This window comes from Mycobacterium sp. smrl_JER01 (assembly GCF_048513595.2).
In the GTDB taxonomy this organism is placed as follows: Bacteria; Actinomycetota; Actinomycetes; order Mycobacteriales; family Mycobacteriaceae; genus Mycobacterium.
Window position 1 is genome coordinate 1,415,781 of the sequence record NZ_JBLXXK020000001.1, and the last position, 21,081, is coordinate 1,436,861.

Annotated in this window: 20 protein-coding genes and 1 riboswitch; of the genes, 8 read left to right on the top strand and 12 right to left on the bottom strand. The window is 68.2% G+C overall.

The window, feature by feature from the left end; all coding sequences use genetic code 11:
- Positions 1-45 precede the first annotated feature (45 nt).
- The 4 genes from ACNUDN_RS06775 to ephH all read right to left on the bottom strand — a co-directional run bounded on the left by ACNUDN_RS06775 (position 46) and on the right by ephH (position 4,278).
- Positions 46-777, bottom strand: coding sequence for a class I SAM-dependent methyltransferase (locus tag ACNUDN_RS06775; RefSeq protein ID WP_419121233.1), 732 nt, complete (start codon positions 775-777; stop codon positions 46-48).
- Complete coding sequence (gene metX / locus ACNUDN_RS06780; protein WP_419121234.1) at positions 774-1,901, bottom strand: homoserine O-acetyltransferase MetX; 1,128 nt, start codon at positions 1,899-1,901, stop codon at positions 774-776. Before metX ends, ACNUDN_RS06775 begins: the two co-directional genes overlap by 4 nt.
- Positions 1,901-3,235 carry a bifunctional o-acetylhomoserine/o-acetylserine sulfhydrylase gene (locus tag ACNUDN_RS06785; RefSeq protein ID WP_419121235.1) on the bottom strand — a complete coding sequence of 445 codons (1,335 nt, stop codon included), beginning with the start codon at positions 3,233-3,235 and terminating at the stop codon, positions 1,901-1,903. The genes metX and ACNUDN_RS06785 overlap by 1 nt, the downstream gene beginning before the upstream one ends.
- Positions 3,236-3,273: 38 nt before the next feature.
- A riboswitch (SAM riboswitch) is annotated at positions 3,274-3,393 on the bottom strand.
- A 54-nt stretch (positions 3,394-3,447) separates the two neighbouring features.
- The gene (gene ephH, locus ACNUDN_RS06790; protein ID WP_419121236.1) at positions 3,448-4,278 is read right to left on the bottom strand and encodes an epoxide hydrolase EphH; all 831 of its coding nucleotides are present in this window, start codon (positions 4,276-4,278) and stop codon (positions 3,448-3,450) included.
- 89 nt (positions 4,279-4,367) lie between these two features.
- Between ephH and ACNUDN_RS06795 the strand changes: the two genes are divergently transcribed.
- Positions 4,368-5,192 carry an exodeoxyribonuclease III gene (locus tag ACNUDN_RS06795; protein ID WP_419121237.1) on the top strand — a complete coding sequence of 275 codons (825 nt, stop codon included), beginning with the start codon at positions 4,368-4,370 and terminating at the stop codon, positions 5,190-5,192.
- 17 nt (positions 5,193-5,209) lie between these two features.
- On the opposite strand, the gene ACNUDN_RS06800 is transcribed toward ACNUDN_RS06795, so the two are convergent.
- Together ACNUDN_RS06800 and ACNUDN_RS06805 are read right to left on the bottom strand one after the other, a co-directional pair.
- The gene (locus ACNUDN_RS06800; RefSeq protein ID WP_419125042.1) at positions 5,210-6,223 is read right to left on the bottom strand and encodes an esterase/lipase family protein; all 1,014 of its coding nucleotides are present in this window, start codon (positions 6,221-6,223) and stop codon (positions 5,210-5,212) included.
- Positions 6,224-6,270: 47 nt separating this feature from the next.
- Positions 6,271-6,891 (bottom strand): TIGR03086 family metal-binding protein, encoded by a 621-nt coding sequence (locus ACNUDN_RS06805; protein ID WP_419121238.1) that lies wholly within the window; start codon positions 6,889-6,891, stop codon positions 6,271-6,273.
- A 90-nt stretch (positions 6,892-6,981) separates the two neighbouring features.
- Between ACNUDN_RS06805 and ACNUDN_RS06810 the strand changes: the two genes are divergently transcribed.
- The 3 genes from ACNUDN_RS06810 to yhjD are packed head-to-tail and all read left to right on the top strand — an operon-like array spanning position 6,982 to position 9,473.
- A complete protein-coding gene (locus ACNUDN_RS06810) occupies positions 6,982-7,368 on the top strand; it encodes a MarR family winged helix-turn-helix transcriptional regulator (protein WP_419125043.1) in 387 nt (128 codons plus the stop codon).
- 33 nt (positions 7,369-7,401) lie between these two features.
- The gene (trpS, locus tag ACNUDN_RS06815) at positions 7,402-8,415 is read left to right on the top strand and encodes a tryptophan--tRNA ligase (RefSeq protein ID WP_419121239.1); all 1,014 of its coding nucleotides are present in this window, start codon (positions 7,402-7,404) and stop codon (positions 8,413-8,415) included.
- 14 nt (positions 8,416-8,429) lie between these two features.
- Positions 8,430-9,473, top strand: coding sequence for an inner membrane protein YhjD (gene yhjD, locus ACNUDN_RS06820; protein ID WP_419121240.1), 1,044 nt, complete (start codon positions 8,430-8,432; stop codon positions 9,471-9,473).
- Here yhjD and ACNUDN_RS06825 read toward each other — a convergent pair.
- The gene (locus tag ACNUDN_RS06825) at positions 9,470-10,687 is read right to left on the bottom strand and encodes a D-alanyl-D-alanine carboxypeptidase family protein (protein WP_419121241.1); all 1,218 of its coding nucleotides are present in this window, start codon (positions 10,685-10,687) and stop codon (positions 9,470-9,472) included. The two genes, yhjD and ACNUDN_RS06825, sit on opposite strands and share 4 nt — an antisense overlap.
- A gap of 208 nt (positions 10,688-10,895) precedes the next feature.
- Between ACNUDN_RS06825 and ACNUDN_RS06830 the strand changes: the two genes are divergently transcribed.
- Both ACNUDN_RS06830 and ACNUDN_RS06835 read left to right on the top strand, forming a co-directional pair.
- On the top strand, positions 10,896-12,164 hold the full coding sequence (locus tag ACNUDN_RS06830; protein WP_419121242.1) for a metallophosphoesterase: 1,269 nt from the start codon (positions 10,896-10,898) through the stop codon (positions 12,162-12,164).
- A 111-nt stretch (positions 12,165-12,275) separates the two neighbouring features.
- The gene (locus ACNUDN_RS06835; protein WP_419121243.1) at positions 12,276-12,446 is read left to right on the top strand and encodes a hypothetical protein; all 171 of its coding nucleotides are present in this window, start codon (positions 12,276-12,278) and stop codon (positions 12,444-12,446) included.
- Between the two features lie 53 nt (positions 12,447-12,499).
- On the opposite strand, the gene ACNUDN_RS06840 is transcribed toward ACNUDN_RS06835, so the two are convergent.
- Together ACNUDN_RS06840 and ACNUDN_RS06845 are read right to left on the bottom strand one after the other, a co-directional pair.
- Positions 12,500-14,236, bottom strand: a complete 1,737-nt coding sequence (locus ACNUDN_RS06840; RefSeq protein WP_419121244.1) for an AMP-binding protein — start codon at positions 14,234-14,236, stop codon at positions 12,500-12,502.
- Entirely contained in the window at positions 14,233-15,933 is a 1,701-nt protein-coding gene (locus tag ACNUDN_RS06845) for an AMP-binding protein (protein ID WP_419121245.1), read from the bottom strand. The genes ACNUDN_RS06840 and ACNUDN_RS06845 overlap by 4 nt, the downstream gene beginning before the upstream one ends.
- A 59-nt stretch (positions 15,934-15,992) precedes the next feature.
- On the opposite strand from ACNUDN_RS06845, the gene ACNUDN_RS06850 reads away from it, so the two are divergent.
- Positions 15,993-16,838: a helix-turn-helix transcriptional regulator gene (locus ACNUDN_RS06850; RefSeq protein WP_419121246.1), complete on the top strand. Its 846-nt coding sequence runs from the start codon at positions 15,993-15,995 to the stop codon at positions 16,836-16,838.
- Positions 16,839-16,927: 89 nt separating this feature from the next.
- On the opposite strand, the gene ACNUDN_RS06855 is transcribed toward ACNUDN_RS06850, so the two are convergent.
- Positions 16,928-17,221, bottom strand: coding sequence for a hypothetical protein (locus ACNUDN_RS06855; protein WP_419121247.1), 294 nt, complete (start codon positions 17,219-17,221; stop codon positions 16,928-16,930).
- A 182-nt stretch (positions 17,222-17,403) separates the two neighbouring features.
- On the opposite strand from ACNUDN_RS06855, the gene ACNUDN_RS06860 reads away from it, so the two are divergent.
- A complete protein-coding gene (locus tag ACNUDN_RS06860) occupies positions 17,404-18,228 on the top strand; it encodes an alpha/beta fold hydrolase (RefSeq protein WP_419121248.1) in 825 nt (274 codons plus the stop codon).
- Between the two features lie 118 nt (positions 18,229-18,346).
- Here the strand turns inward: ACNUDN_RS06860 and ACNUDN_RS06865 are convergent, their stop codons facing one another.
- Together ACNUDN_RS06865 and ACNUDN_RS06870 are read right to left on the bottom strand one after the other, a co-directional pair.
- On the bottom strand, positions 18,347-19,333 hold the full coding sequence (locus ACNUDN_RS06865; protein WP_419121249.1) for an SMP-30/gluconolactonase/LRE family protein: 987 nt from the start codon (positions 19,331-19,333) through the stop codon (positions 18,347-18,349).
- Positions 19,334-19,411: 78 nt separating this feature from the next.
- The gene (locus tag ACNUDN_RS06870) at positions 19,412-21,073 is read right to left on the bottom strand and encodes a GMC family oxidoreductase (RefSeq protein ID WP_419121250.1); all 1,662 of its coding nucleotides are present in this window, start codon (positions 21,071-21,073) and stop codon (positions 19,412-19,414) included.
- Positions 21,074-21,081: the final 8 nt, after the last annotated feature.

A 21,081-nucleotide genomic window follows, 5' to 3' on the forward strand; every position in this document is an offset into this window, starting at 1 on the left:
GTGACCACGACCGTGAGAGCACCCTGGCGGTAACCGCCCCGCCGTTCAGCCCAATGTGGCCCGGATGCACACCGTGACGTAGGGCAGGGCCAGACCGGTGCCGTTGGCCAGCGCCGGGTGGGTGGCCAGCAGCTCCCGGACCCGGTCCAGCGTGCGGACCCTCACCTGCTCGGGTGAGGTGATGCAGTAGCTGCGTGAAGCGACCAGATCGATCAGGGCTTGCGGGGTCAGGTAACTGGTCCACTCGACCTGATGGCGCTCGACGCCGGCGAACGGTTCGGGCAGTGTTACCGATTGGGTGAACGGGTCGACCTCGTGGCCGATGATCTCGCCGAGTTCCTTGACCCATCCCAGTCGTTCGTCCCGATTGTTCCAGACCAGGCCCAGGCGACCCCCGGGCCGCAGCACCCTGGTCACCTCCTTGACGGCGCGCACCGGGTCGAACCAGTGCCAGGCCTGGGCCACCAGCACCGCGTCCACACTGTTGTCGGGCAGCGGGATCTCCTCGGCGGTACCGAGCAGCGCCGGGGTCTCGGGCAGCGACGTGCTCAAGAGCTCCAGCATCTCCGGGATCGGGTCGACGGCGACGACGTCGAGGCCGCGTTCGACCAGCCGGGTCGTCAGCTTCCCGGTGCCCGCACCGAGATCGAGGACGTCGCGGGCGGTTTCGGGCAGCAGCCACGTGATGGCCTCGGGTGGATAGGACGGTCGTCCACGCTCGTAGGCGGCCGCCTCCACACCGAATGACAGCGAACGGCGGTCCGGGCTGCCGTTCACCGTGACGCCAGCTCCAGCGTGCGCCGGATCAGCTTGCCCACCGCATCGGTCTCCACCAGAAAGCCGTCGTGGCCGTACTCGGAGTCGACGACGTCCAAGCCGTCGCAACCGGGCAGCAACTCGGCGAGCTCGGCCTGCAACCGCAGCGGATAGAGCCGGTCGGAGGTGATGCCGCCGACGACGGTGGGCACCGGGCAGCTGCGCAGGGCGGCCGCCACGCCCCCGCGCCCGCGGCCGACATCATGGCTGGACAACGCATCGGTGAGCGCGACATAGGTGCCGGCGTCGAAGCGCGCCACCAGCTTTCGGCCCTGGTACTCCAGGTAGCTCTGCACCGAGTAGCGCCCGCCGGTGGTGGGATCCTCGCCGGACTGCGCGTCGTTGCCGAACCGCTCGTCGAGCTCGCTCTCCCCGCGATAGGTCAGATGGGCGAACCGCCGGGCGATCTCCAGACCGCTGTCGGGGGAGCGTCCGGTGCCGTGATAGTCGCCCCCGCACCAGTTCGGATCGGCCTTGATCGCGGCGACCTGCGTGCTCTGCGTGCCGATCTGGTCGGCGGTCGCACGGGCACCGACCGCCAGCACCAGCGCCGACCGGACCGAGTGCGGGTGTTGAATCATCCACTCCAGAGCTCGGGCGCCACCCATCGAGCCGCCGATCACCGCGGCGACCTCGGTGATCCCCAGCCGCTCCAGGGCTGCCACGTCGGCGGCCACCTGGTCGCGCACAGTGATCGCCGGAAACCTTGAGCCCCAAGCCTTTCCGTCGGCCGCCGGGGAAGCCGGTCCGGTTGAGCCGCGGCAACCGCCCAGCACGTTCGTCGAGATCGCGCACCACCGGTCGGTGTCGATCGGGGCGCCCGGGCCGGCCACCCCGTCCCACCAGCCCGGCGTCGGGTGGTCGGGACCCGCGGGTCCGGTGATGTGGGAGTCCCCGGTCAGCGCGTGCAGCACGACGACGACGTTGTCACGGCTGGGCGAGAGCTCACCCCAGCGCTGTACCGCGATGCAGACGTCGTCGATGACCTGGCCGTTCTCCAGCGTCAGCGGGCCGATGTCGACGATGCCGATCTCGCCTTCCGGCGGCAGCGCCACACGATCGGTGATGAGGTCCACGATGGTCATCAGAACGACGCAACCGTGTGCGGGTCGACGGTCGCGGACCGCAACGGTTTGGCCGCGGCGAAACCCTGCTCCAGGTCGGCGAGGATGTCGTCGATGCCTTCGATGCCGACCGCGAGCCGCACCAGGCCGGGGGTCACACCGGTGGCGATCTGCTCCTCGGGAGACAACTGCTGATGCGTGGTGGACGCCGGATGGATCACCAGCGACCGCACGTCACCGATGTTGGCGACATGACTGTGCAGGGTGAGTGCGTTGACGAACGCCTTGCCCGCTTCGATACCGCCGGCCAGCTCGAAGGCGAGCACCGCTCCGGTTCCTTTGGGCGCCAGCTTCTTTCCGAGGTCGTACCACGGCGAGGACGGCAGGCCCGCGTAGTTGACCGACACCACGTCCGGATGCGCCTCCAGGAACTCGGCGACCCGGTGGGCATTGGCCACGTGGCGCTCCATGCGCAGGCTCAGCGTCTCCAGGCCCTGGGCGATGAGGAACGCGTTGAACGGTGCGGCGGCCGAGCCCAGGTCACGCAGCAACTGCACCCGCGCCTTGAGGGCGTAGGCCGGCGGGCCCAGTTCGGCGAACACCACACCGTGGTATGAGGGGTCCGGTTCGGTGAAGCCGGGGAAGCGGCCGTTGGTCCAGTCGAATGTGCCGCCGTCGACGATCACGCCGGCGATCGCGGTGCCGTGCCCACCGAGGTACTTGGTGGCCGAGTGCACGACGATGTCGGCGCCGTGGCTCAGCGGTGCGATCAGGTACGGCGTGGCGATGGTGTTGTCGACGATCAGCGGGACGCCGATCTCGTGCGCGACGCCCGAGACGCCCGGGATGTCCAGGACGTCGATCTGCGGGTTGGAGATGGTTTCGCCGAAGAACGCCTTGGTGTTCGGCCGGGCGGCGGTCCGCCACGACTCCAGGTCGTCGGGGTTGTCGACGAATGTCACCTCGATGCCCAACTTGGGCAGCGTGTAGTGGAACAGGTTGTAGGTCCCGCCGTACAGGCGCGGGCTGGAGACGATGTGGTCGCCGTGCTGGGCGATGTTGAGGATCGCGAAGGTCTCCGCGGCCTGTCCGGAGGCCAGGAACAGCGCCGCGACACCACCTTCGAGGGCGGCGATGCGCTGTTCGACGACATCGGTCGTCGGGTTCATGATCCGGGTGTAGATGTTGCCCGGTTCGGCCAGCCCGAACAGCGCGGCGGCGTGGTCGGTGCTGTCGAAGGTGTAGCTGGTGGTCTGGTAGATGGGCAGGGCCCGGGCGTTGGTGGCGGAGTCGGGGACCTGCCCCGCGTGCACCTGCTTGGTCTCGAAAGCCCAGTTCGCCGTGGGTTCGGTCATGACGTTCCTCCATGAAACAGGGGGCCCGTTTCACGGCGGACCCGCGCTTGCCTTATAGCCGTGGTCGGCTACTCAACCTGGTCGTCTCCCGGGGCACCCCACCGCGGTTGGAGGGTTGCCGGCCAGCGAGCCGGGGCTTGACGCTGGCGCTCATGACCGAAATGAACTGTATCTCACCCGGCGTGGACGGTGCCAGCGGGTGCCCGCCGGAATCAGCTGATGGCTTGTCGCGGGGTGGAATGGGCGTCGACGAATCTGGCGATCAGTTCGGTGACGATGTCGGGAGCTTCCAGCATCGGGATGTGTCCGACGTCGGCGAGGCGCACCGACTCGGCGTGTTCGGGCAGATGCGTGAGGAAGTAGCGGTGTCCACGCGGCGCGGGGAACACCCGGTCGCGTTCACAGACCACCAGTTGGGTCGGCGCACCGAGCCCGGCCAGTTCCAGCAGGCCGGGCAGCCGCAGCGTCTTGACCAGCAGTTGCAGGTAGGCGCGGCAGTGGGTGGCGTCCTCGACGAGCAGCTTCAGATCCTCGTCGGACGGGCCGTCGGCGGGCCCACTGACCGGCAGGGTGGCCAGCCGGCGCGCGCCGGGCAGCTTGAGGATGCGCGGCCCGAGCAGGCGGGCAGCGATCAGGGCCGGTCCGCCGAGGATGAACTTGAGCACCGTCTCGTACTTCGACAGCGAGTGGTGCGGCCAGCCGCCGGCGGGTGCGATGGCGGTGAGGGTACGGGCGCGCCCGCGCCGTTCCAGCTCGAAGCCGACCCACCCGCCCAGCGAGTTGCCGACGATGTGCGCGGTCCGCCAGCCCAGCTCGTCCATCCGGCGTTCGACGTCGTCCACCAGCGCGTGGGTGTCGAGGAGCCACGTCGGGGACGGGGCGCCTCCACAGTGGCCCACCATGGTCGGCGCGTACACCTCGAAGCGGCCGGTGTCGGCGAGCTGCGCGGCCACTGTGCGCCAGACGTTCTGGGAGCACAGGAACGGGTGCAGCAACAGGATCGGCTCGCCCGACCCGGCGTGAATCGGCTCTCGCAGTGCCATGCGCCGACCATAAGGTGATACCGGCGGTATCGCAAGAACCCCGTGGTGCCGATCGAAGCCGTCGGCCCGCTCGGTTAGGGTCTGCGGTCGTGACGCGCCCCGTAACGGTCAGCACCGTCAACGTCAACGGCATCCGCGCCGCGGTCAGGCAGCGCTCCGCGGAGAACCTCGGCCTGCTGGCGTGGTTCAAGGAGACGGTGGCCGACGTGGTGTGTCTGCAGGAGACCCGCGCCGACGACGAGCAGCTGGCCGACGCGCTGGCCCCGGTCCTGGCCGACGGCTGGCAGCTGGCGTCAGCGCCGCCGCACGTCAAGGGCCGCAACGGCGTCGCGCTGCTGTCCCGATCGGCCCTCGACGACGTCCGGATCGGTTGCGGATCGGACGAATTCGCCGCACACGGGCGCTACCTTGAGGTTGACACCGCCGGAGTGACGGTGGCCAGTGTGTACGTCCCGACCGGTGAGGCCGAGACGGATCGTCAGCTGGAGAAGGAACGGTTCATGGCCGCGGTCGGGGAGCGGATGGCGGCACTGCTGGCGGATGCGGCCCGGGGCGGGAACGAGGCCGTGCTGTGCGGTGATTGGAACATCGCCCACACCGAGAACGACATCAAAAACTGGAAGGGCAATCTCAAGAAGGCGGGCTTCCTGCCGCAGGAGCGTCGGTGGCTCACCGAGCTGCTGGCCACCGGATGGGTGGACGTGGTGCGCCGCGCGCACCCCGACGTCGCGGGCCCGTACGCGTGGTGGTCATGGCGCGGCAAGGCATTCGACAACGACGCGGGCTGGCGCATCGACTATCACCTGGCCACGCCCGGCGTGGCCGAGCGGGTCACCGCGGTGCGCACCGAACGCCCGCAGGCCTATGCGTTGCGCTGGTCCGACCACTGCCCGGTGACCGTGCACTACGGGTGACATGCGGGTGCGGCCGCTCAGCAGCCCGCGCGATCCGCTCCGGCAGCGCTTTCGATGGGGCGTTCGAGGGCGCTGCGGACCACGTCGTGAACCCGAGGGTCCCAGGTCAGCCCCGTCGACCAGGGCAGGCCCGCCTGGTCGGAGACGAAAATGCTGTGGGTGTCGTCGAAGGTGACACACCGACGGTGCGGCAAGACCCGGGCACTGATGTCGGTGGCCAGCGCACTTGTCGTGGCGACCAGGCCGTCGTTGGGCCAGACCGTCGGGTTGGCGGGGTTGCCCTCGGGTGCGGTGAACCGGTTGCCGGCGATCAGGGTCACCGGGATTCCGTCCAGCACCCCGGCCTGATACTCGTTCCAGCCATCCGGCCCCATCAGGAAGGCCTGGTTGACCTCGCGGCCGGATCCCGCCATCAGGCGTTGTACCTCGGCCTGCATGCCGTCCATGGCGGCCTCACAGAACCGATCGCCCAGGCAGTCGGCCTTCGGTGTGATGCCGTTGGCGTAGTCGGACAGATACGAACCCTGCCAGGGGGTGCCGATGGTGGTCAGGGATCGGATCCGGATGGGTGAGCCGAGGTTCTGCAGCACTCGGAACGCCGAACGCGAGTACAGCCCGCCCATTGAGTGGCCGACCACGTCGATCTCGGTGACGCCGTAGGTGTCGTGCAGGTAGGTCAGGAAGCGGGCCAGATGCTCACCGGCGGTGTCGATGCTGGCGGTGGAGTCCACCGTCATGATCTCCGGCAGCGTGATCGGGCAGTCGCCGAATGCGCCGAAGCCACCCTGGGCGACCACCGGTCCGCGGCCGGCCATCGCCGGTGAGGTGAATACCCGGTGGCCGTGGTCGAGGAGATCCTGGCGCAACGCGGTGTCGGTGTTGCCGGCCGCCAACCCCGATCTGCACGCCTGATCGGGCGTAGTGAACGGGCTGGTGGCATCCCCGCCGGACACGATGACGACCGCGCGGCCCTCGGGTTGCGGTGCGCCGTGGGCGGTTCCGGCGCCCAACAACGCCGCGCCGGCGAGCATGGTGACACCCGTGAGAAGCCGGGCGCCGACGCGAACTGGGACCCGCTTCAAGGACCTGAGCACGCCGTAACAGTATTCGGGTCGCGGCCGAGATGGCGCAGGATGTGAGCGAGGTCGTCATCGGTGTCCTGGCTGTGCAGGGCGCGCGCGAACGGGAAGTCGTCGGCATCGCGGACATCTCCGTCCGGAACGGCCATGACGACGGGTAGGGCGGCGGCGAGGACCACGGAGGGCAGGGTGTACGGGATCCGAAGTGTCGCCGCGACATCCCAGCCGTGGGCGAGGGAATAGACGAAATGAAATCCCGCTGCGGTCCGGCCGGGGACGGAAATGCCGGGGCCGAGTTCGGGTAGCGCGAACGCAGTGTCGTCGATGTCCTCGGCGGCGAAGGCGGTCAAGGCTTCCTGGGCTGCGGTGGCGTAGGTGCCGGCCGGATCGGATGCGACCGCCGCGGCGAAAGGCTCGGTGCGCCACACGGAGAGGTCGGCGCCGTGGCCACGCGCCGCGGCGGCGAAGCCGTGGTGCTGGGCGGTCATGTGGGCGAGCAGATCGGCCAGAGTCCATCCGGCGCACGGCGTCGCCAGCGTCAGATGTTCGGTTCGGACGCCGGCCACGACGTCGATCGAGGCGTGGACCGCGGTGCGGTGATGATCCCTGAAAGTAAGCATATGCATACGATAGGCGAATGCTTACCATTGTTCAATGCTTATGATTCGCCGGTGGGTGAGACGGCACGGCCACGGCGGGACCTCGCGGCGATGCTGGCGCCGCTGATGCGCGAACTGCTCGCCGCCGAGGAGCCGGTGCTCGCCGAGCACGGCCTCACGATGTGGGGATATGCGGTGCTCTCGGCTCTCGACGAAGCGGTGTTTCGCACCCAGGCGGCCCTTGCCGAGGCCATCCACGCCGACAAAACACGCATCATCCGTACCCTCGACGAGTTGCAGAACGACGGCCTCATCGAGCGGTGCCCCGATCCCGAGGACCGTCGGGTGCGGCTGCTGGCGATCACCGACCGCGGGCGCGACCGTAAGGCCGCCGTCCAGGCCGACATCCAGCGCGGCGAGGAACGGTGGCTGGGCCGACTGACCCCGGAGGAACGCCGGGTCTTCCTGCGCGCGCTGCGTCGCATGACCCCGGGATGACGCGGCCGGTGCCAGTGGGAAGATGACACCATCATGACCGAAACCGCCAAGCCCGTCGTGTTCTCGGGCGCTCAACCCACCTCCGACTCCCTTCATCTGGGCAACGCGCTGGGGGCCGTCAGCCAGTGGGTGAGCCTGCAGGACGGCAACGACGCGTACTTCTGCGTCGTCGATCTGCACGCGATCACCGTCGCTCAGGATCCGGCGACGCTGCGGCGACGCACCCTGGCCACCGCCGCGCAGTACCTTGCCCTGGGCGTCGACCCCGACCGCGCCACCGTCTTCGTCCAGAGCCACGTCCCCACCCACTCCGAATTGGCTTGGGTACTGGGCTGTTTCACCGGGTTCGGACAGGCGTCGCGGATGACGCAGTTCAAGGACAAATCGCAGAAGCAGGGCGCCGAGGCCACCACGGTCGGGCTGTTCACCTATCCGGTGCTGATGGCAGCCGACGTCCTGCTTTACGACACCGATCTGGTGCCCGTCGGCGAGGACCAACGCCAGCACCTCGAGCTCGCCCGCGACCTCGCCCAACGCATCAACGCCCGCTTCCCCGGCACCTTCGTCGTGCCCGAGGCGATGATCCCGACGGCCACCGCCAAGATCTACGATCTGCAGGACCCGACGGCGAAGATGAGTAAGTCCGCCGACACCGACGCCGGCTTGATCAGCTTGCTCGACGATCCGGCCAAGACCGCCAAGAAAATTCGGTCGGCGGTGACTGACAGCGAACGCGAGATCCGCTTCGACCGTGAGGCCAAACCAGGGGTGTCGAACCTGCTGACCATCCAGTCTGCGGTCACCGGCGCCGACGTCGACAAGCTGGTCGAGGGGTACGCGGGCCGCGGCTACGGCGATCTGAAGAAGGAGACCGCCGAGGCGGTCGTCGAGTTCGTCACACCGATCAAAAACCGGGTCGACGAGCTGCTCGCCGACCCGGCCGAGCTCGAAGGTGTTTTGGCGCGCGGAGCGCAGCGGGCCCGCGAGGTGTCTGGCGAGACGCTGCGCCGGGTATATGAGCGGCTAGGGTTCCTGGCGTCGCGCTAACCGGAGGGGGTCGGATGACCGAGAAACCCGCATCACCCGACTCCGAGGACAAACCCGGATTGGTGGAGCGCCTGCGGGCCCGGATGCCGTGGTTCGACCATGTGATGCGGGCGCAGCAGCGCTACAACGAATCCAAAGGCGACTTCTACGCCGCCGGCGTCACCTACTTCACCATCTTCGCGTTGTTCCCGCTGCTGATGCTCGGATTCTCGGTCGGTGGCTTTGTGCTGGCCAATCAACCCGAGCTGCTCGAGGCGGTGGAGGACCGCATCCGTGCCACCGTCAGCGGAGAACTCGGGCAGCAGCTCATCGAGCTGATGGACTCGGCGATCAAATCGCGCGGCACCGTCGGTGTCATCGGGTTGGCGACGGCGGCCTGGGCCGGCCTGGGCTGGATGGCGAATCTACGCGAGGCGCTCAGCCAGATGTGGGGTCTGTACCGCGACGAGTTGCCCGGCTTCCTCAAGACCAAGCTTTCGGATCTGGTGGCGCTGCTGACCACGTTCGCCGCCATCATCGTGACCCTCGCGCTGACCGCGCTGGGCAACACCTCGGTGATGGCAAGCCTGCTGGCACGCTTCGGGATCGATGACGCACCGGGCCTGAGTCTGCTGCTGCGGGTCGCCTCGATCGTCGTCGCGGTGATGGTGTCGTGGGCGCTGTTCACCTACATGATCTTCCGGCTGCCTCGGGAATCGGTGAGTTTCCGCAGCAGCGTGCGGGCCGGGCTGATCGCGGCGGTGGCATTCGAGATCTTCAAGTTCTTCGCGACGGTCTACCTGCAGTCGGTGCTCACCGGCCCGGCCGGCGCGACTTTCGGTCCGGTGCTCGGTCTGATGGTGTTCGCCTACATCGTGTCTCGGTTGATCCTGTTCTCCACTGCGTGGGCGGCCACGATGCCGGAGAACATGGTCGAGGAAACGATCGAGGCGCCGGTGCCGGCGGTCATCAACAACCGGATCGTGGAGCGGCCCGGGCTGCAGGTTTGGCAGGCGGCCGCCGCTGCGGCGACGGGCGCGCTGGCGGCGGCCGGTCTGTCCCGTTGGCGCCGGCGTTAACGGGCGGGCCGGCGGTTCAAGGCGCGCGCCCCCATGATCAGGACGAACACGATGATCGCGCCGATGACCCCGACCCCGATCCGCACCGGCGTCGCGTCGACATCGGGAAGTACGGCGTTGGCGGTCGCCGTCGTGCCCGCGGTGGCCGGATCCGGCCTGGTGACCCCCAAGGACGGGTCGGGTTCGATCAGGGTGCCGACCTTGGTACCCGGCGCGGTGGCGTAGCCGTAGTCGAGCAGCCGGGCGGCCTGCTCCCAGGGGGCGATCGGTTGCCGCGTTCCCCGCAGCAGCACCGCCACCAGGCGGCGGCCGTCGCGATCGGCGGCGCCGACGAATGTCTGCCCGGCGTCGTCGGTGTAACCGGTCTTCCCGCCCAGGGCGCCCGGATAGTTGGCGAGCAGCTTGTTGTCGTTCTCGATGGGATAGCCTGCGCCGTCGCGGCCCGGGAAGTCGAAAGACCGGGTGGCGACGATGTCGGTGAAGACCGGGTTCTGCCAGGCGTACCGGTAGAACAGGCCGATGTCGTAGGCCGAGGTACTCATGCCGGGCCCGTCCAGGCCCGACGGGGTGGCCACCCTGGTGTCCCGCGCACCCAGCTTGCCTGCGGTCACGTTGATCTTGTTCAGGGCGGTTTGCATCCCGCCCATCTGCATGGCCAGCGCGTGCGCGGCGTCGTTGCCCGAGTACATCAGCAGGCCGTGCAGGAGGTCGTTGACCGAGTAGTGCCCGCCCGGCCCGACGCCGACCTTGGTGCCCTCTTGTGCGGCGTCCTCCTCGGTGCCCGGGACCACTTTGTGCAGCGGCAGGTCGGTGATCGCCTGCATCGCGGTGAGAACCTTGATGACGCTGGCCGGGCGGTGCCGGCCGTGCGGGTCGCGCGCGGCGATGACATCCCCGGTGTCTAAGTCGGCGACCAGCCACGCCTCGGCGGAGACATCGCCGGGCACCGGCGGCGATCCGGGCGCGGCGATGATGCCGCAGCCGGACAGGGCGTCGCCGCCCAGCGGTGTGGGCGGGACCGGAAGCGGAGCCGGGGGCTCACCCACCTCGGGGATCTCCGAGGCGTCCACCGCGGGCGGTGTCGACACCCGATAGGGGCAGGTGTTCGCTTCCACCGCGGGATCGGGTTGGGCCGCAGCGACCGGGGCCAGCGTCATCATCGCGACGCTGACCAGCGCCGACGCTCGCACCAAGAGTGTCCGTAAGGTGGCCATCGTCTGCGCAGATTAGGCGATCGGCGGTGCCCGATCGGGGAGCCACGCGGGTGACGGATGTGAATGGAGTTTCGGATGTGGCTGGAGGGGGTAGTGCGCGGGAGCGCGCGCGGCCGGTCGGCCACCGTCGGTAACTAGGCTGGCTTACATCGGTGAAACTCCCTGACACCGAACCCCCGCACACACCGGTGAAACGCGAAGGGCGTGCATGTTCATAGTTGTTCTCGGCTCGATCCTGGCGTTGATGCACCTGTACGTGTGGAAGCGGACGGTCAGGGACACCACCGAACCGGGCCACGTCAGACGGTGGGGGTCCGGGCTGGTCGCGGCACTGCTGCTGCTGTTGCTGGCCGCCTTGCTGGTGCCCCGGGTGTTCGGCGTCGCGGAATCGGGGTGGCTCGCCTGGCCGGGGTATTTGTGGTTCGGCCTGCTCACCTATCTGTTCCTGGCGTTGCTGGTGCTCGAGCCGGTGCGGCTGGCGCTGCGGATCCGCCGGTCCCGCCGGGCTCCGGCCCCGGTCGCCGCGGCTCCGGACACTCCGGCTCCGGACACTCCGGCCCCGGTCGCCGCGGCTCCGGACACTCCGGCTCCGGACACTCCGGCTCAGGACGCCCCGGCTCAGGACGCCCAGGCGCGGGTCGACCGGCGGCTTTTCCTGGCCCGGGCGTCGGCGGTGGCCGCGGGTGCGGCTGCCGTCGGACTGACCGGCGCCGGTGTCGCGTCCGCGCTAGGGCCACCACAACTGTTGCAGGTTCCGGTCCGGCTGCCCCGGCTGGACCGGGCGTTCGACGGGTACCGCGTGGCGGTGGTGGCCGACATCCATCTGGGGCCACTGCTCGGACGCGCCCACACCGAGCGCATCGTGCGGATCATCAACGAGACCGAGCCGGACCTGGTCGCCGTCGTCGGTGACGTGGTCGACGGCACCGTCGAGGAATTGGGCCCCGCCGCCGGGCCGCTCGGGGACCTTTCGGCGCGCGACGGCGCGTTCTTCGTCACCGGTAATCACGAGTACTTCGTCGACGACACCGCCGAGTGGATTCGGGAATTGGAACGTCTCGGACTGCAGCCCCTGCGCAACGAGAACACCCGGATCCGGCGGGGTGCTGCCGCGTTCGACCTCGCCGGCGTCAACGACGTCGCCGGTGCCCAGCGGTCTGATCCGCCGGATTTCGACCGCGCGCTCGCCGGTGCGGACAGCGGCGGACCGACGATCCTGCTGGCCCACCAACCGGTCCAGGTGACAGAAGCGGCCGCGCGCGGCGTCGATCTGCAGCTGTCCGGGCACACCCATGGCGGGCAGATGTGGCCGTTTCACTACGTTGTCGCACTGGCGCAGCCGTCGTTGGCCGGGTTGTCGCAGGTCCAGGACACCCAGCTCTACGTCACCCGGGGCGCGGGGTTCTGGGGGCCGCCGGTGCGCATCGGCGCCCCGCCCGACATCAGCCTGCTCACGCTGCGGTCCGCCGACGTTTAGCGATCGGACCGTCGGGTAAATCTCAGCAAGTTCACGGCCAACTCCGACGGTTTTGCTCAGGTGCGGACAGCACGCTGAAGTGACCAGGACATCCGCGGGAGGAGCGTTGACATGACGAATAGGAGCGCCTCCGCCGTGGTGCGGATCGACCGGCACCCGGCCTTCCAGGCAAGCGAGCGCCGTTCCCGCGAGTTCGAAGAGGCCATGCGGCGCCACCCCTGCTTCCAGTCCCGCGCCACCCCCCTGGTGCCGCAGCCCGCGCCGCCCCTGCGGCTGGCGTAGGCGCGCGGAAGGGGCGCCCCTGGTGGTGGGGGCGCCCCTTTTCGTGTCGGTGCCTAACGGCGCTGTTGGTTGGTATGTGGTGAGGAAGGCTGGGCGGCGAGCAGGCGGGCGCTGACCTCACGCATCTCCACCTTGCGGATCTTGCCCGTCACCGTCATCGGGAACTCCTCGACCAGATGGACATAGCGCGGGATCTTGTAGTGCGCGAGCTTGCCGGCGGCGAAGTCCCGCACTGCGGCGGCGTCGAGCCCCGGGCGTCCCGGGCGCATCCGGATCCAGGCGCACAACTCCTCGCCGTATCGGGCGTCGGGAACCCCCACCACTTGGGCGTCCTCGATATCGGGGTGGGTGTACAGGAACTCCTCGATCTCGCGGGGATAGATGTTCTCCCCACCGCGGATCACGACGTCCTTGATCCGGCCGACGATGTTGCAGTAGCCGTCCGGTCGCATCACGGCCAGATCACCGGTGTGCATCCAGCCCTCGGCGTCGATCGCGTCCCGGTGGTATCTGTTCGTCGCATCCGCAGAAGTCGTCGCATCCGAAGAAGACTTCGCGTCCGCAGAAGTCGTCGCGTCCGCAGAAATCGTGGCCTTGTCGTTCCAGTAACCGAGCATCACCGAGTACCCGCGGGTGCAGAACTCCCCGGGCGTGCCGCGCTCGACGACCGCACCGGTGTCCGGGTCGACGATCTTGATCTCGACGTGCGGGTGGACCCGTCCGATCGAGGACGTCCGGCGCTCCAGGTCGTCGTCGATGAGGGTCTGGCACGACACCGGGGAAGTCTCGGTCATGCCGTATGCGATCGAGATCTCCGACATGTTCATCTCCTCGACGCAGCGCTTCATCACCTCTACCGGGCAGATGGCGCCGGCCATGATGCCGGTCCGCAGCGACGACAGGTCCCGCTCGGCGAACTCGGGATGACTTTGCATCGCGATGAACATCGTCGGCACCCCGTAGACCGCGGTGCACCTTTCGGTTTCGATCGCGCGCAGGGTCAGCGCGGGATCGAAGGCCGGTGCCGGGATGACCATCGTCGCACCGTGTGTGGTGACGCCCAGGTTTCCCATCACCATGCCGAAGCAGTGGTAGAAGGGCACCGGGATGCACAGCCGGTCGCCCGGCGTGAGGCGGATCTGTTCGGTGACGAAGTAGCCGTTGTTGAGGATGTTGCGGTGCGACAGGGTCGCGCCTTTCGGGAAACCCGTTGTGCCGGACGTGTACTGGATGTTGATCGGATCACGGTTGGACAGCGACGCACCGCGGTCGCGCAGTAGCGCGTCGTCGACCCGGCCGGCCGCGGCGCGCAGGTCGTCCCAGTCCAGGCCGCCGATGAACACAACGCGTTGCAGCGCAGGGACATCCGGGCGCACCTCGTCGACCATCGCGACGTAGTCCGAGGTCTTGAACTCGGTGGCCGAGATCAGCGTCGCGACGCCGGACTGGTTGAGCACGTAGCGTAGTTCGTGGGTGCGGTAGGCCGGGTTGATGTTGACCAGGATCGCGCCGATCTTGGCGGTTGCGTACTGCGTGATCGTCCATTCCGGGCAGTTCGGTGCCCAGATACCGATCCGGTCCCCGCTCTGGATACCCAGCGACATCAAACCCTTGGCGACAGTGTCGATTTCCCGGTCGAGTTCGGCGTAGGTCCAGCGCCGGCCGCCGGCGACGTCGACGAGCGCTTCTCGGTCGGGGTGGGTCGCCGCGATCCGTTCGAAGTTCGCGCCGATGGTCTCCTCGATGATCGCGGTGTCGGTCGGGCCGGCGTCATAGGATTCGTTCGTCATTTCACCAGATCCTCGTAGCGGTATTCGGAGTCGATGGCCTGCCCGGCCTGATGCGCGTCCTGCTCTCGGCGGCGTAGCTCCACCCGGCGGATCTTGCCCGAGATCGTCTTCGGCAGGTCGAAGAATTCCACCCGGCGCACCTTGAGATACGGCGCGAGGTGGTCACGGGAGTACTCCAGGATCGCTCTGGCCGTATCCTCGTCCGCGCTCCACCCGTCGGCGAGAGCGATGTAGGCCTTCGGTACGGCCAGCCGGGTGTCGTCGGGTTGGGGCACCACGGCGGCCTCCACCACCGCGGGATGCTCGATCAGCACGCTCTCCAGTTCGAACGGCGACACCTTGTAGTCCGAGGACTTGAACACGTCGTCGGTGCGGCCGATGTAGGTGATGTAGCCGTCGGCGTCGCGGGCGGCTACGTCACCGGTGTGGTAGTAGCCGTCGCGCATCACCAGCGCATTGCGGTCGTCGTCGCCGAGGTAGCCGGTCATCAGGTTCAGCGGGGTCTGGCTCAGGTCCAGGCAGATCTCACCCTCGTCGGAGGGGTCCCCGGTCAGCGGGTCGACCAGCACGACGGGCACACCCGGCATCGGTCGTCCCATCGAGCCGGCCTTGACCGGCTGACCGGGGGTGTTGCCGATCTGCAGGGTGGTCTCGGTCTGACCGAACCCGTCGCGGATCGTCAGGCCCCACGCCCGTTGCACTGCGCCGATCACCTCGGGGTTGAGCGGCTCTCCGGCGCCCAGAACCTCGCGCAGGCCTTCGGGGCGCTCGCCGAGGTCGGCCTGGATCAGCATTCGCCACACCGTCGGCGGTGCGCAGAACGTGTTCACCCCGGCCCGGCGCAGCTGGCCCAGCAGCGCAGCCGCGTCGAAACGGGGGTAGTTGTAGACGAAGATCGTGGCCTCGGCGATCCAGGGCGCGAAGAAGCAACTCCACGCATGCTTGGCCCACCCCGGCGAACTGATCGCCAGGTGCACGTCACCGGGCCGCACCCCGATCCACGCCATCGTCGTCAGGTGGCCTAGGGGATAGCTGATCTGAGAGTGCTCGACAAGCTTGGGCTTGCTGGTGGTGCCCGAGGTGAAATAGACCAGCAGCGGATCGTCGGCCTCGGTCTGCGCGTCATGCGACGCGCCGGCTTCGACAGCGGCGGTGTCGGCATAGTCGTGCCAACCCGCAATCGGTTCGCCGACGGCGATGCGCACGTAATCGCCGGGCACCGCGGCGAACTTCGCGGTGTCGGCGGAGTTGGCGATCACGAACCCCGCTGCACCCCGGCTGATCCGGTCGACCAGGTCGAAGGGGCCCAGCGCGGCGGTCGTCGGCATGATCACCGCGCCCAGCTTGGCCACCGCCAGCATGCACTCCCACAGTTGCACCTGGTTGCCCAGCATCAGGATGACCCGATCGCCCTTGCCGACCCCGAGTCCGTGCAGCCAGCACGCCACCTGATCGGACCGACGTGCCATCTGGTCGAACGTGATCTTCTGTTCGGACCCGTCCTCTTCGACGATCCACAGGGCGACCCGGTCGTTGCCCGTCGCGATGGCGTCGAACCAGTCGGTGGCCCAGTTGAACGTCCCGGGGATCCGCGGCCACTCGAAGGTCTCCACGGCCTTGTCGTAGTCGGCCATGACCTCGACGAGATGATCGCGGGCGTTACGCAGGGCACGGAACACATCGGTGTTGGTCGCCATGACCAATAGGATCTAGGTCACAGTCGTCCGTCCACCACCCCCGAAAGAGGGTAGGAGCCATGTCCGCCCCGTCGTCCTTGCTGCGGCCCCGCGACTCCGACGCGGTGCGCGCCGAGTTGCGCCGGATCGCGCTGCTCGGCGATGTCCCGGTGATGTTTGGCGGCGAGGTGCACGGTGACACGCTGGTGATCACCGAGTACCACGGCGTCCGCACCGGTGGGCTGCGTGGGTTGGCGGTGCGGTCGAACTCCGGGCTGGGCGGGGCGAGCATGGTTGCCGGACGCCCGCTGTCGGTCGCCGACTACCGCAACGCGTCCACCATCACCCATGACTACGACGGGCCGGTGCTCTCCGAGGGCATCCAGTCGGTGCTGGCGGTTCCGGTCCTGGTCGACGGACACGCGAGGGCGATGCTGTACGGCGCATACCGCACCGGCGCACCGTTCGGCGGACGCGTCGCCGATCTCGTGGTCGATTCGGCGCGACGCCTCGCCGAGGAGTTCCGGATCCGCGACGAGGTGGACCGGCGGCTGCGGATGCGCGACGCGGAGCTGGCCAACAGCGGGGAGGGCGGGCCCGACGCCGAGGTCCTCCGCGCCGTGCACGCCGAGCTGCGGCGCCTCGCCGTCGACGCGCCGGCCGGACTGCAGGAGCGGTTGCGGGCGCTGGCCGACGCGTTGTCCGGTCCGGCCGCCGAGCCGGATGCAGTCGCGCCGCTCACCGCTCGCGAACTCGACGTGCTGGCTCAGGTTGCCCTCGGATGCACGAATCTCGAAGCCGCGCAACGTCTGTCGCTGAAGACCGAGACGGTCAAGAGTTATCTGCGCAGCGCGGCCACCAAGCTCGGCACCAGCAGCCGCTACGAATCGGTGTCGAAGGCGCGCCGGCTGCGGTTGCTCCCCTGACCGGAAAAAGGGGCACCTCCCCGGGGGAAGGGAGGTGCCCCTTGTCTGTGTCGCCGCTTCGCTGGTGTGAGCCTCAGCGGACGTCGACCTCAGCGGACGTCGACGTAGTAGACCTTGCCGGTGATGACCTGCTGGGATGCGCTGTCGTCGCCCTGCACAGTGGAGCGGATGTCGCCGCCCGGCTGCACTGCGGCGACGGTGGCCTGCGACAGCGGCGTGCCGGTCAGGTTGTTCACGATGACGCGGTTGCCGTCGGCCTCGAGTCGGCTGATCGTGTCCTGTGCGTCACCTCCGGTCGGCGCGGCCGCGGCGGGGGACGCCAATCCGATGACGGCTCCGGTCAAAGCTGCTGCGGCGGCGGTGGGGATGATGAGATTCAACATGTCCGTTCCTGCTTCCTGGCTTGGCTCTGCCCGGATAAACCGGACCGCGATGGTTCTTCATTTCAGTTGGCAGGATTTGAATGCCGATTGGCAGGAATCCGATTCCGGTGGGGGTTAGCCGGAACAGACCGATGGCGGTCAGCGCGGTTGCTTAGTGGGGTCGGTGGAACCAAGGTAGGTGCATGAGCATCTTCACCACCACCGACGGCACCGACATCTTCTACAAGGACTGGGGGTCGGGGCAGCCCATCGTGTTCAGTCACGGGTGGCCGCTGTCCTCCGACGACTGGGACACCCAGATGCTGTTCTTCCTGCAGCAGGGCTACCGCGTGATCGCCCACGACCGACGTGGCCACGGGAGGTCCACCCAGACTCCGGACGGACACGACATCGACCACTACGCCGACGATCTCGCCGAACTCACCGCTCACCTCGACCTGCACGACGCGATTCACGTCGGGCATTCGACCGGCGGCGGCGAGGTGGTGCGCTACCTGGGCCGTCATGGTGAGAGCCGGGTCGCCAAGGCCGCGCTGATCAGTGCGGTCCCACCGTTGATGGTCCGCACCGAGAGCAATCCCGAGGGCACGCCCAAAGACGCCTTCGACGGTCTGCAGGCCCAACTGCTCGCCAACCGCTCGGTGTTCTACCGTGCACTGGCCGCCGGACCCTTCTACGGGTTCAACCGTCCCGGGGTGGAGCCGCAGGAGGCCATCATCGAGAACTGGTGGCGCCAGGGGATGATGGGTGACGCGTACTCGCACTACGACGGTATCGTCGCGTTCTCCCAAACCGACTTCACCGAGGACCTCAAGAAGATCACGGTGCCGGTTCTGGTGATGCACAGCGAGGACGACCAGATCGTGCCCTACGTCGCGTCCGGGCCGAAGTCCGCCGAACTGTTGCAGAACGGAATTCTCAAGACCTACAAAGACTTTCCGCACGGGATGCCGACCACGCACGCCGAGACCATCAACGCCGACCTGCTCGGCTTCCTCAGAGGGTAGGTGGTCCAGCCTCGCCGAAGGTGCATCCAGCCTCACCGAAGGTGCATCCAGCGTAGTGCTGGGCCCTGCGCCGCTACCCAGGATGCACTTTCGGCGCCGGACGGTGGGTTCCCCAGCGCTACAGCGTGATCCAGCCGAGGTGTGGCGAGCCGATGCTGCCCATCCAGAGCCGCCCGCCGGATTCGACCACACCGGTCACCATGCTGAAGTCGGGGTGGGTGGTGCGCATACCCGCGACGGCGGCACCGCTGTCGGCGTCGAAAGCGACCACCCACACCACGGGCTGCGGTTTCGGCTGGATGCGGGCCGGTAGGCGCCACACCAGCTTGCGCAGTAGAGGCGGGCCTGCGGCCAGCCGGTCGGCCAGCGGATTGGCCGGTGTGACCATCGCACACCAGATCCGGCCGTCGGGACCGGTGGAGAGGTTGTCGGGCATCGCGGGCAGATTCACCGCCAACGGTGTCAGGGTGCCGGCCGCGGGTCCGGTCAGCCAGTACTTCGACAGCCGGCGGCCCTGTGTCTCGGCGAGCACCAACGCCGATCCGTCCGCGGTCGGCGTCACGCCGTTGGCGAAGTACAGACCGTCCAGCAGCGTGGAGACCTGACCGTCCGGGTCGAGCCGGTGCAACGCGCCGCGCCCGCGCGCCTCGAGGATCGCGCCGAGGTAGTCGCCCACGGTGAAGGCGCTCGTGGACTCGGTGAAATAGATTGTGCCGTCCGCGGTTTCGGTGACGTTCGAGCAGAACTGCAGCGTACGTCCGCCGATGGAGTCCACCAGAGTCTCGATCTGGCCGGTGCCGGGGTCCATCGCCAGCAGGCCGCGCGGGCTGTCGCAGATCAGCAGCCGCCCGTCGCGCGCGAAGGTCAGCCCGAGTGGGCGGCCCCCGGTGTTCGCGACGACCGCGGGTGCACTGCCGTCGGGCTGTAGCCGCACGATGCCACCATCGAGGGCGCCGGTCCACAGGTTGCCGTCCGCATCGACGACGACGTCTTCGGGCTCACCTCCCGGCACGACGACCAGCGTGACGTCTGCGGACGGGACATCGGGCAGTGCCGCGACGGGCGGCGCCTGCCATCGGACTGGGTCGATCGGCGGCTTGGTCATGACCCGAGTCTGCCGAACTGCTCCGGCGAGCGCCCTCTCATCACGAACGGAAATGCTCGTTCGGCCGCAGAAGGAGGCCTACATCGCCGGTGCTTCGGAATTGCTGGGCGTCTTGTGCTGTGAAGCGATGTCGCCGAACCGGCGTTTGATGTACTCGGCAGCGCGAACGGCGATCGCCTGTACCGTGCTGGTCGGGTTGACCGCCGCGCCGGACGGCAGCGAACTGGCATCCGCGATGATCAGGTTGGGGATCTCCCACGTCTGATTCCATTTGTTGGTCACCGAGTCGGCGGGCGAGTTACCCATCCGGCAGGTGCCCATGATGTGCCAACCAGGCGGCGGACCCGAGATCCCACCGATTCCGGTACTCGCCGTGTCCGTCACCCGGCCGGCCGCGTGTGCTGCTTCGTGCGCGCGAAGGCGGCCCCATTCGATCAACCGGCGGTCGTTCTCGTGCAGCACATAGTTGACACTGGGTACCGGAAGGCCGCTCGAGTCGGTGACGGTCTCGTCGAGGGTGACCCGATTGTGTTCCATGGGGATGTCTTCGCCCTGCACGTAGATCAGTGCGTGGTGGCCGAAGTGCCGGTCGAAGAAATCTCGGTGGTCGGCACCCCAGGGGGCGACATTTCCGGTGTTGGTGCCCAGCGCGCTGTTCGCTGCGCCGAGTGCCGTGCCGACCTGGAGGGAGAATCCGTTGACGAATCCCCTCGAGGTGTCGGTGTCGTAGAACTGTTGCGAGTACAGCACTGCGGGTTCGGGTCCCTTGAAGCCTTCCAACGGTTCGTCGAACCAGAAGTCCTCGAAGGACCAGCTGTGAAACGTCAGGTGCGTCCCCACCAGGCCGTTGCTGTTGGCCAGCCCATCGGGGTGGCCGGCTTGGGCGGACATCAGCATCAACCGTGGCGTGCCGATGGCGGTGGCGGCCAGAACCACGATCTGCGCCCGCACCTCGTGTCGGTCGCCGCTGGTCCTGTCGATGTAGACGGCACCGCGGGCCCGGCCGCGTTCGGTGGTGATCTGTTCGACCCGAGCGTTCGTCCGCAGCGCAACCCCGTTGTTCAGTGCCTTGGGCCAGTAGGTGGTGTCGACGGAATTGATGGAATGCCGAGGGCAGCCTGCCAGACACGAGCCACACGAGTTGCAGGGGAGCCGCCCGTCCTTGGGCTTCGTCAGGATCGCGTTGTCGGCCGGCCACCAGTGCCACCCGAGTCTGTCGAAACCGGAAGCCATCCGATTGCCGACTTTGCCGCCCGGACTGGCCGGTCCCCATCCCGGTGGACGCGGTGGGTTGCCGGGATCCCCGGCGCGCCGCCCGACGCCGATCTCGGCGTCGTTGATGTCGTAGTACGGCGCCAGTTCCTCGTAGCTGATCGGCCAATCGATCGTGCCACCCATGCCGTGCTCGGTGCCTTTACGGAAGTCGACGGGCTTGAAGCGCGGCCACGCACCGGCGTAGTGCAGGGTCGTTCCGCCGACGCCGTTCATCATCTGTGGTGCGGCGTTGCCGGTGACGACGTAATCCTCCGGCCACTGTCGAACTGACGGGTGCCAGTCGAATGCGCGCAACCGTTCCAGTTCCCACCCGTCGTAGAAATGGGGGTGGTCCATCGGATGAAGCCAGTCCCCCTGCTCGAGGCAGATGACGCGGATGCCGGCATCGCTCAGTCGCTTGCTGATCGCGGCGCCGCTGGCCCCCGATCCGATGACAAGTACATCTGTTTCGGAGAAAGTTGCCACGGTGATCT

What these genes read in the sequence shown, in the direction of transcription:
- metX (WP_419121234.1), bottom strand. Translation starts at nt 1,901, where the DNA reads ATGACCATCGTGGACCTCATCACCGATCGTGTGGCGCTGCCGCCGGAA.
- ACNUDN_RS06785 (WP_419121235.1), bottom strand. Translation starts at nt 3,235, where the DNA reads ATGACCGAACCCACGGCGAACTGGGCTTTCGAGACCAAGCAGGTGCAC.
- ephH (WP_419121236.1), bottom strand. Translation starts at nt 4,278, where the DNA reads ATGGCACTGCGAGAGCCGATTCACGCCGGGTCGGGCGAGCCGATCCTG.
- ACNUDN_RS06800 (WP_419125042.1), bottom strand. Translation starts at nt 6,223, where the DNA reads ATGCTCGCCGGCGCGGCGTTGTTGGGCGCCGGAACCGCCCACGGCGCA.
- ACNUDN_RS06805 (WP_419121238.1), bottom strand. Translation starts at nt 6,891, where the DNA reads ATGCTTACTTTCAGGGATCATCACCGCACCGCGGTCCACGCCTCGATC.
- ACNUDN_RS06810 (WP_419125043.1), top strand. Translation starts at nt 6,982, where the DNA reads ATGCTGGCGCCGCTGATGCGCGAACTGCTCGCCGCCGAGGAGCCGGTG.
- trpS (WP_419121239.1), top strand. Translation starts at nt 7,402, where the DNA reads ATGACCGAAACCGCCAAGCCCGTCGTGTTCTCGGGCGCTCAACCCACC.
- yhjD (WP_419121240.1), top strand. Translation starts at nt 8,430, where the DNA reads ATGACCGAGAAACCCGCATCACCCGACTCCGAGGACAAACCCGGATTG.
- ACNUDN_RS06825 (WP_419121241.1), bottom strand. Translation starts at nt 10,687, where the DNA reads ATGGCCACCTTACGGACACTCTTGGTGCGAGCGTCGGCGCTGGTCAGC.
- ACNUDN_RS06830 (WP_419121242.1), top strand. Translation starts at nt 10,896, where the DNA reads ATGTTCATAGTTGTTCTCGGCTCGATCCTGGCGTTGATGCACCTGTAC.
- ACNUDN_RS06835 (WP_419121243.1), top strand. Translation starts at nt 12,276, where the DNA reads ATGACGAATAGGAGCGCCTCCGCCGTGGTGCGGATCGACCGGCACCCG.
- ACNUDN_RS06840 (WP_419121244.1), bottom strand. Translation starts at nt 14,236, where the DNA reads ATGACGAACGAATCCTATGACGCCGGCCCGACCGACACCGCGATCATC.
- ACNUDN_RS06845 (WP_419121245.1), bottom strand. Translation starts at nt 15,933, where the DNA reads ATGGCGACCAACACCGATGTGTTCCGTGCCCTGCGTAACGCCCGCGAT.
- ACNUDN_RS06850 (WP_419121246.1), top strand. Translation starts at nt 15,993, where the DNA reads ATGTCCGCCCCGTCGTCCTTGCTGCGGCCCCGCGACTCCGACGCGGTG.
- ACNUDN_RS06855 (WP_419121247.1), bottom strand. Translation starts at nt 17,221, where the DNA reads ATGTTGAATCTCATCATCCCCACCGCCGCCGCAGCAGCTTTGACCGGA.
- ACNUDN_RS06860 (WP_419121248.1), top strand. Translation starts at nt 17,404, where the DNA reads ATGAGCATCTTCACCACCACCGACGGCACCGACATCTTCTACAAGGAC.
- ACNUDN_RS06865 (WP_419121249.1), bottom strand. Translation starts at nt 19,333, where the DNA reads ATGACCAAGCCGCCGATCGACCCAGTCCGATGGCAGGCGCCGCCCGTC.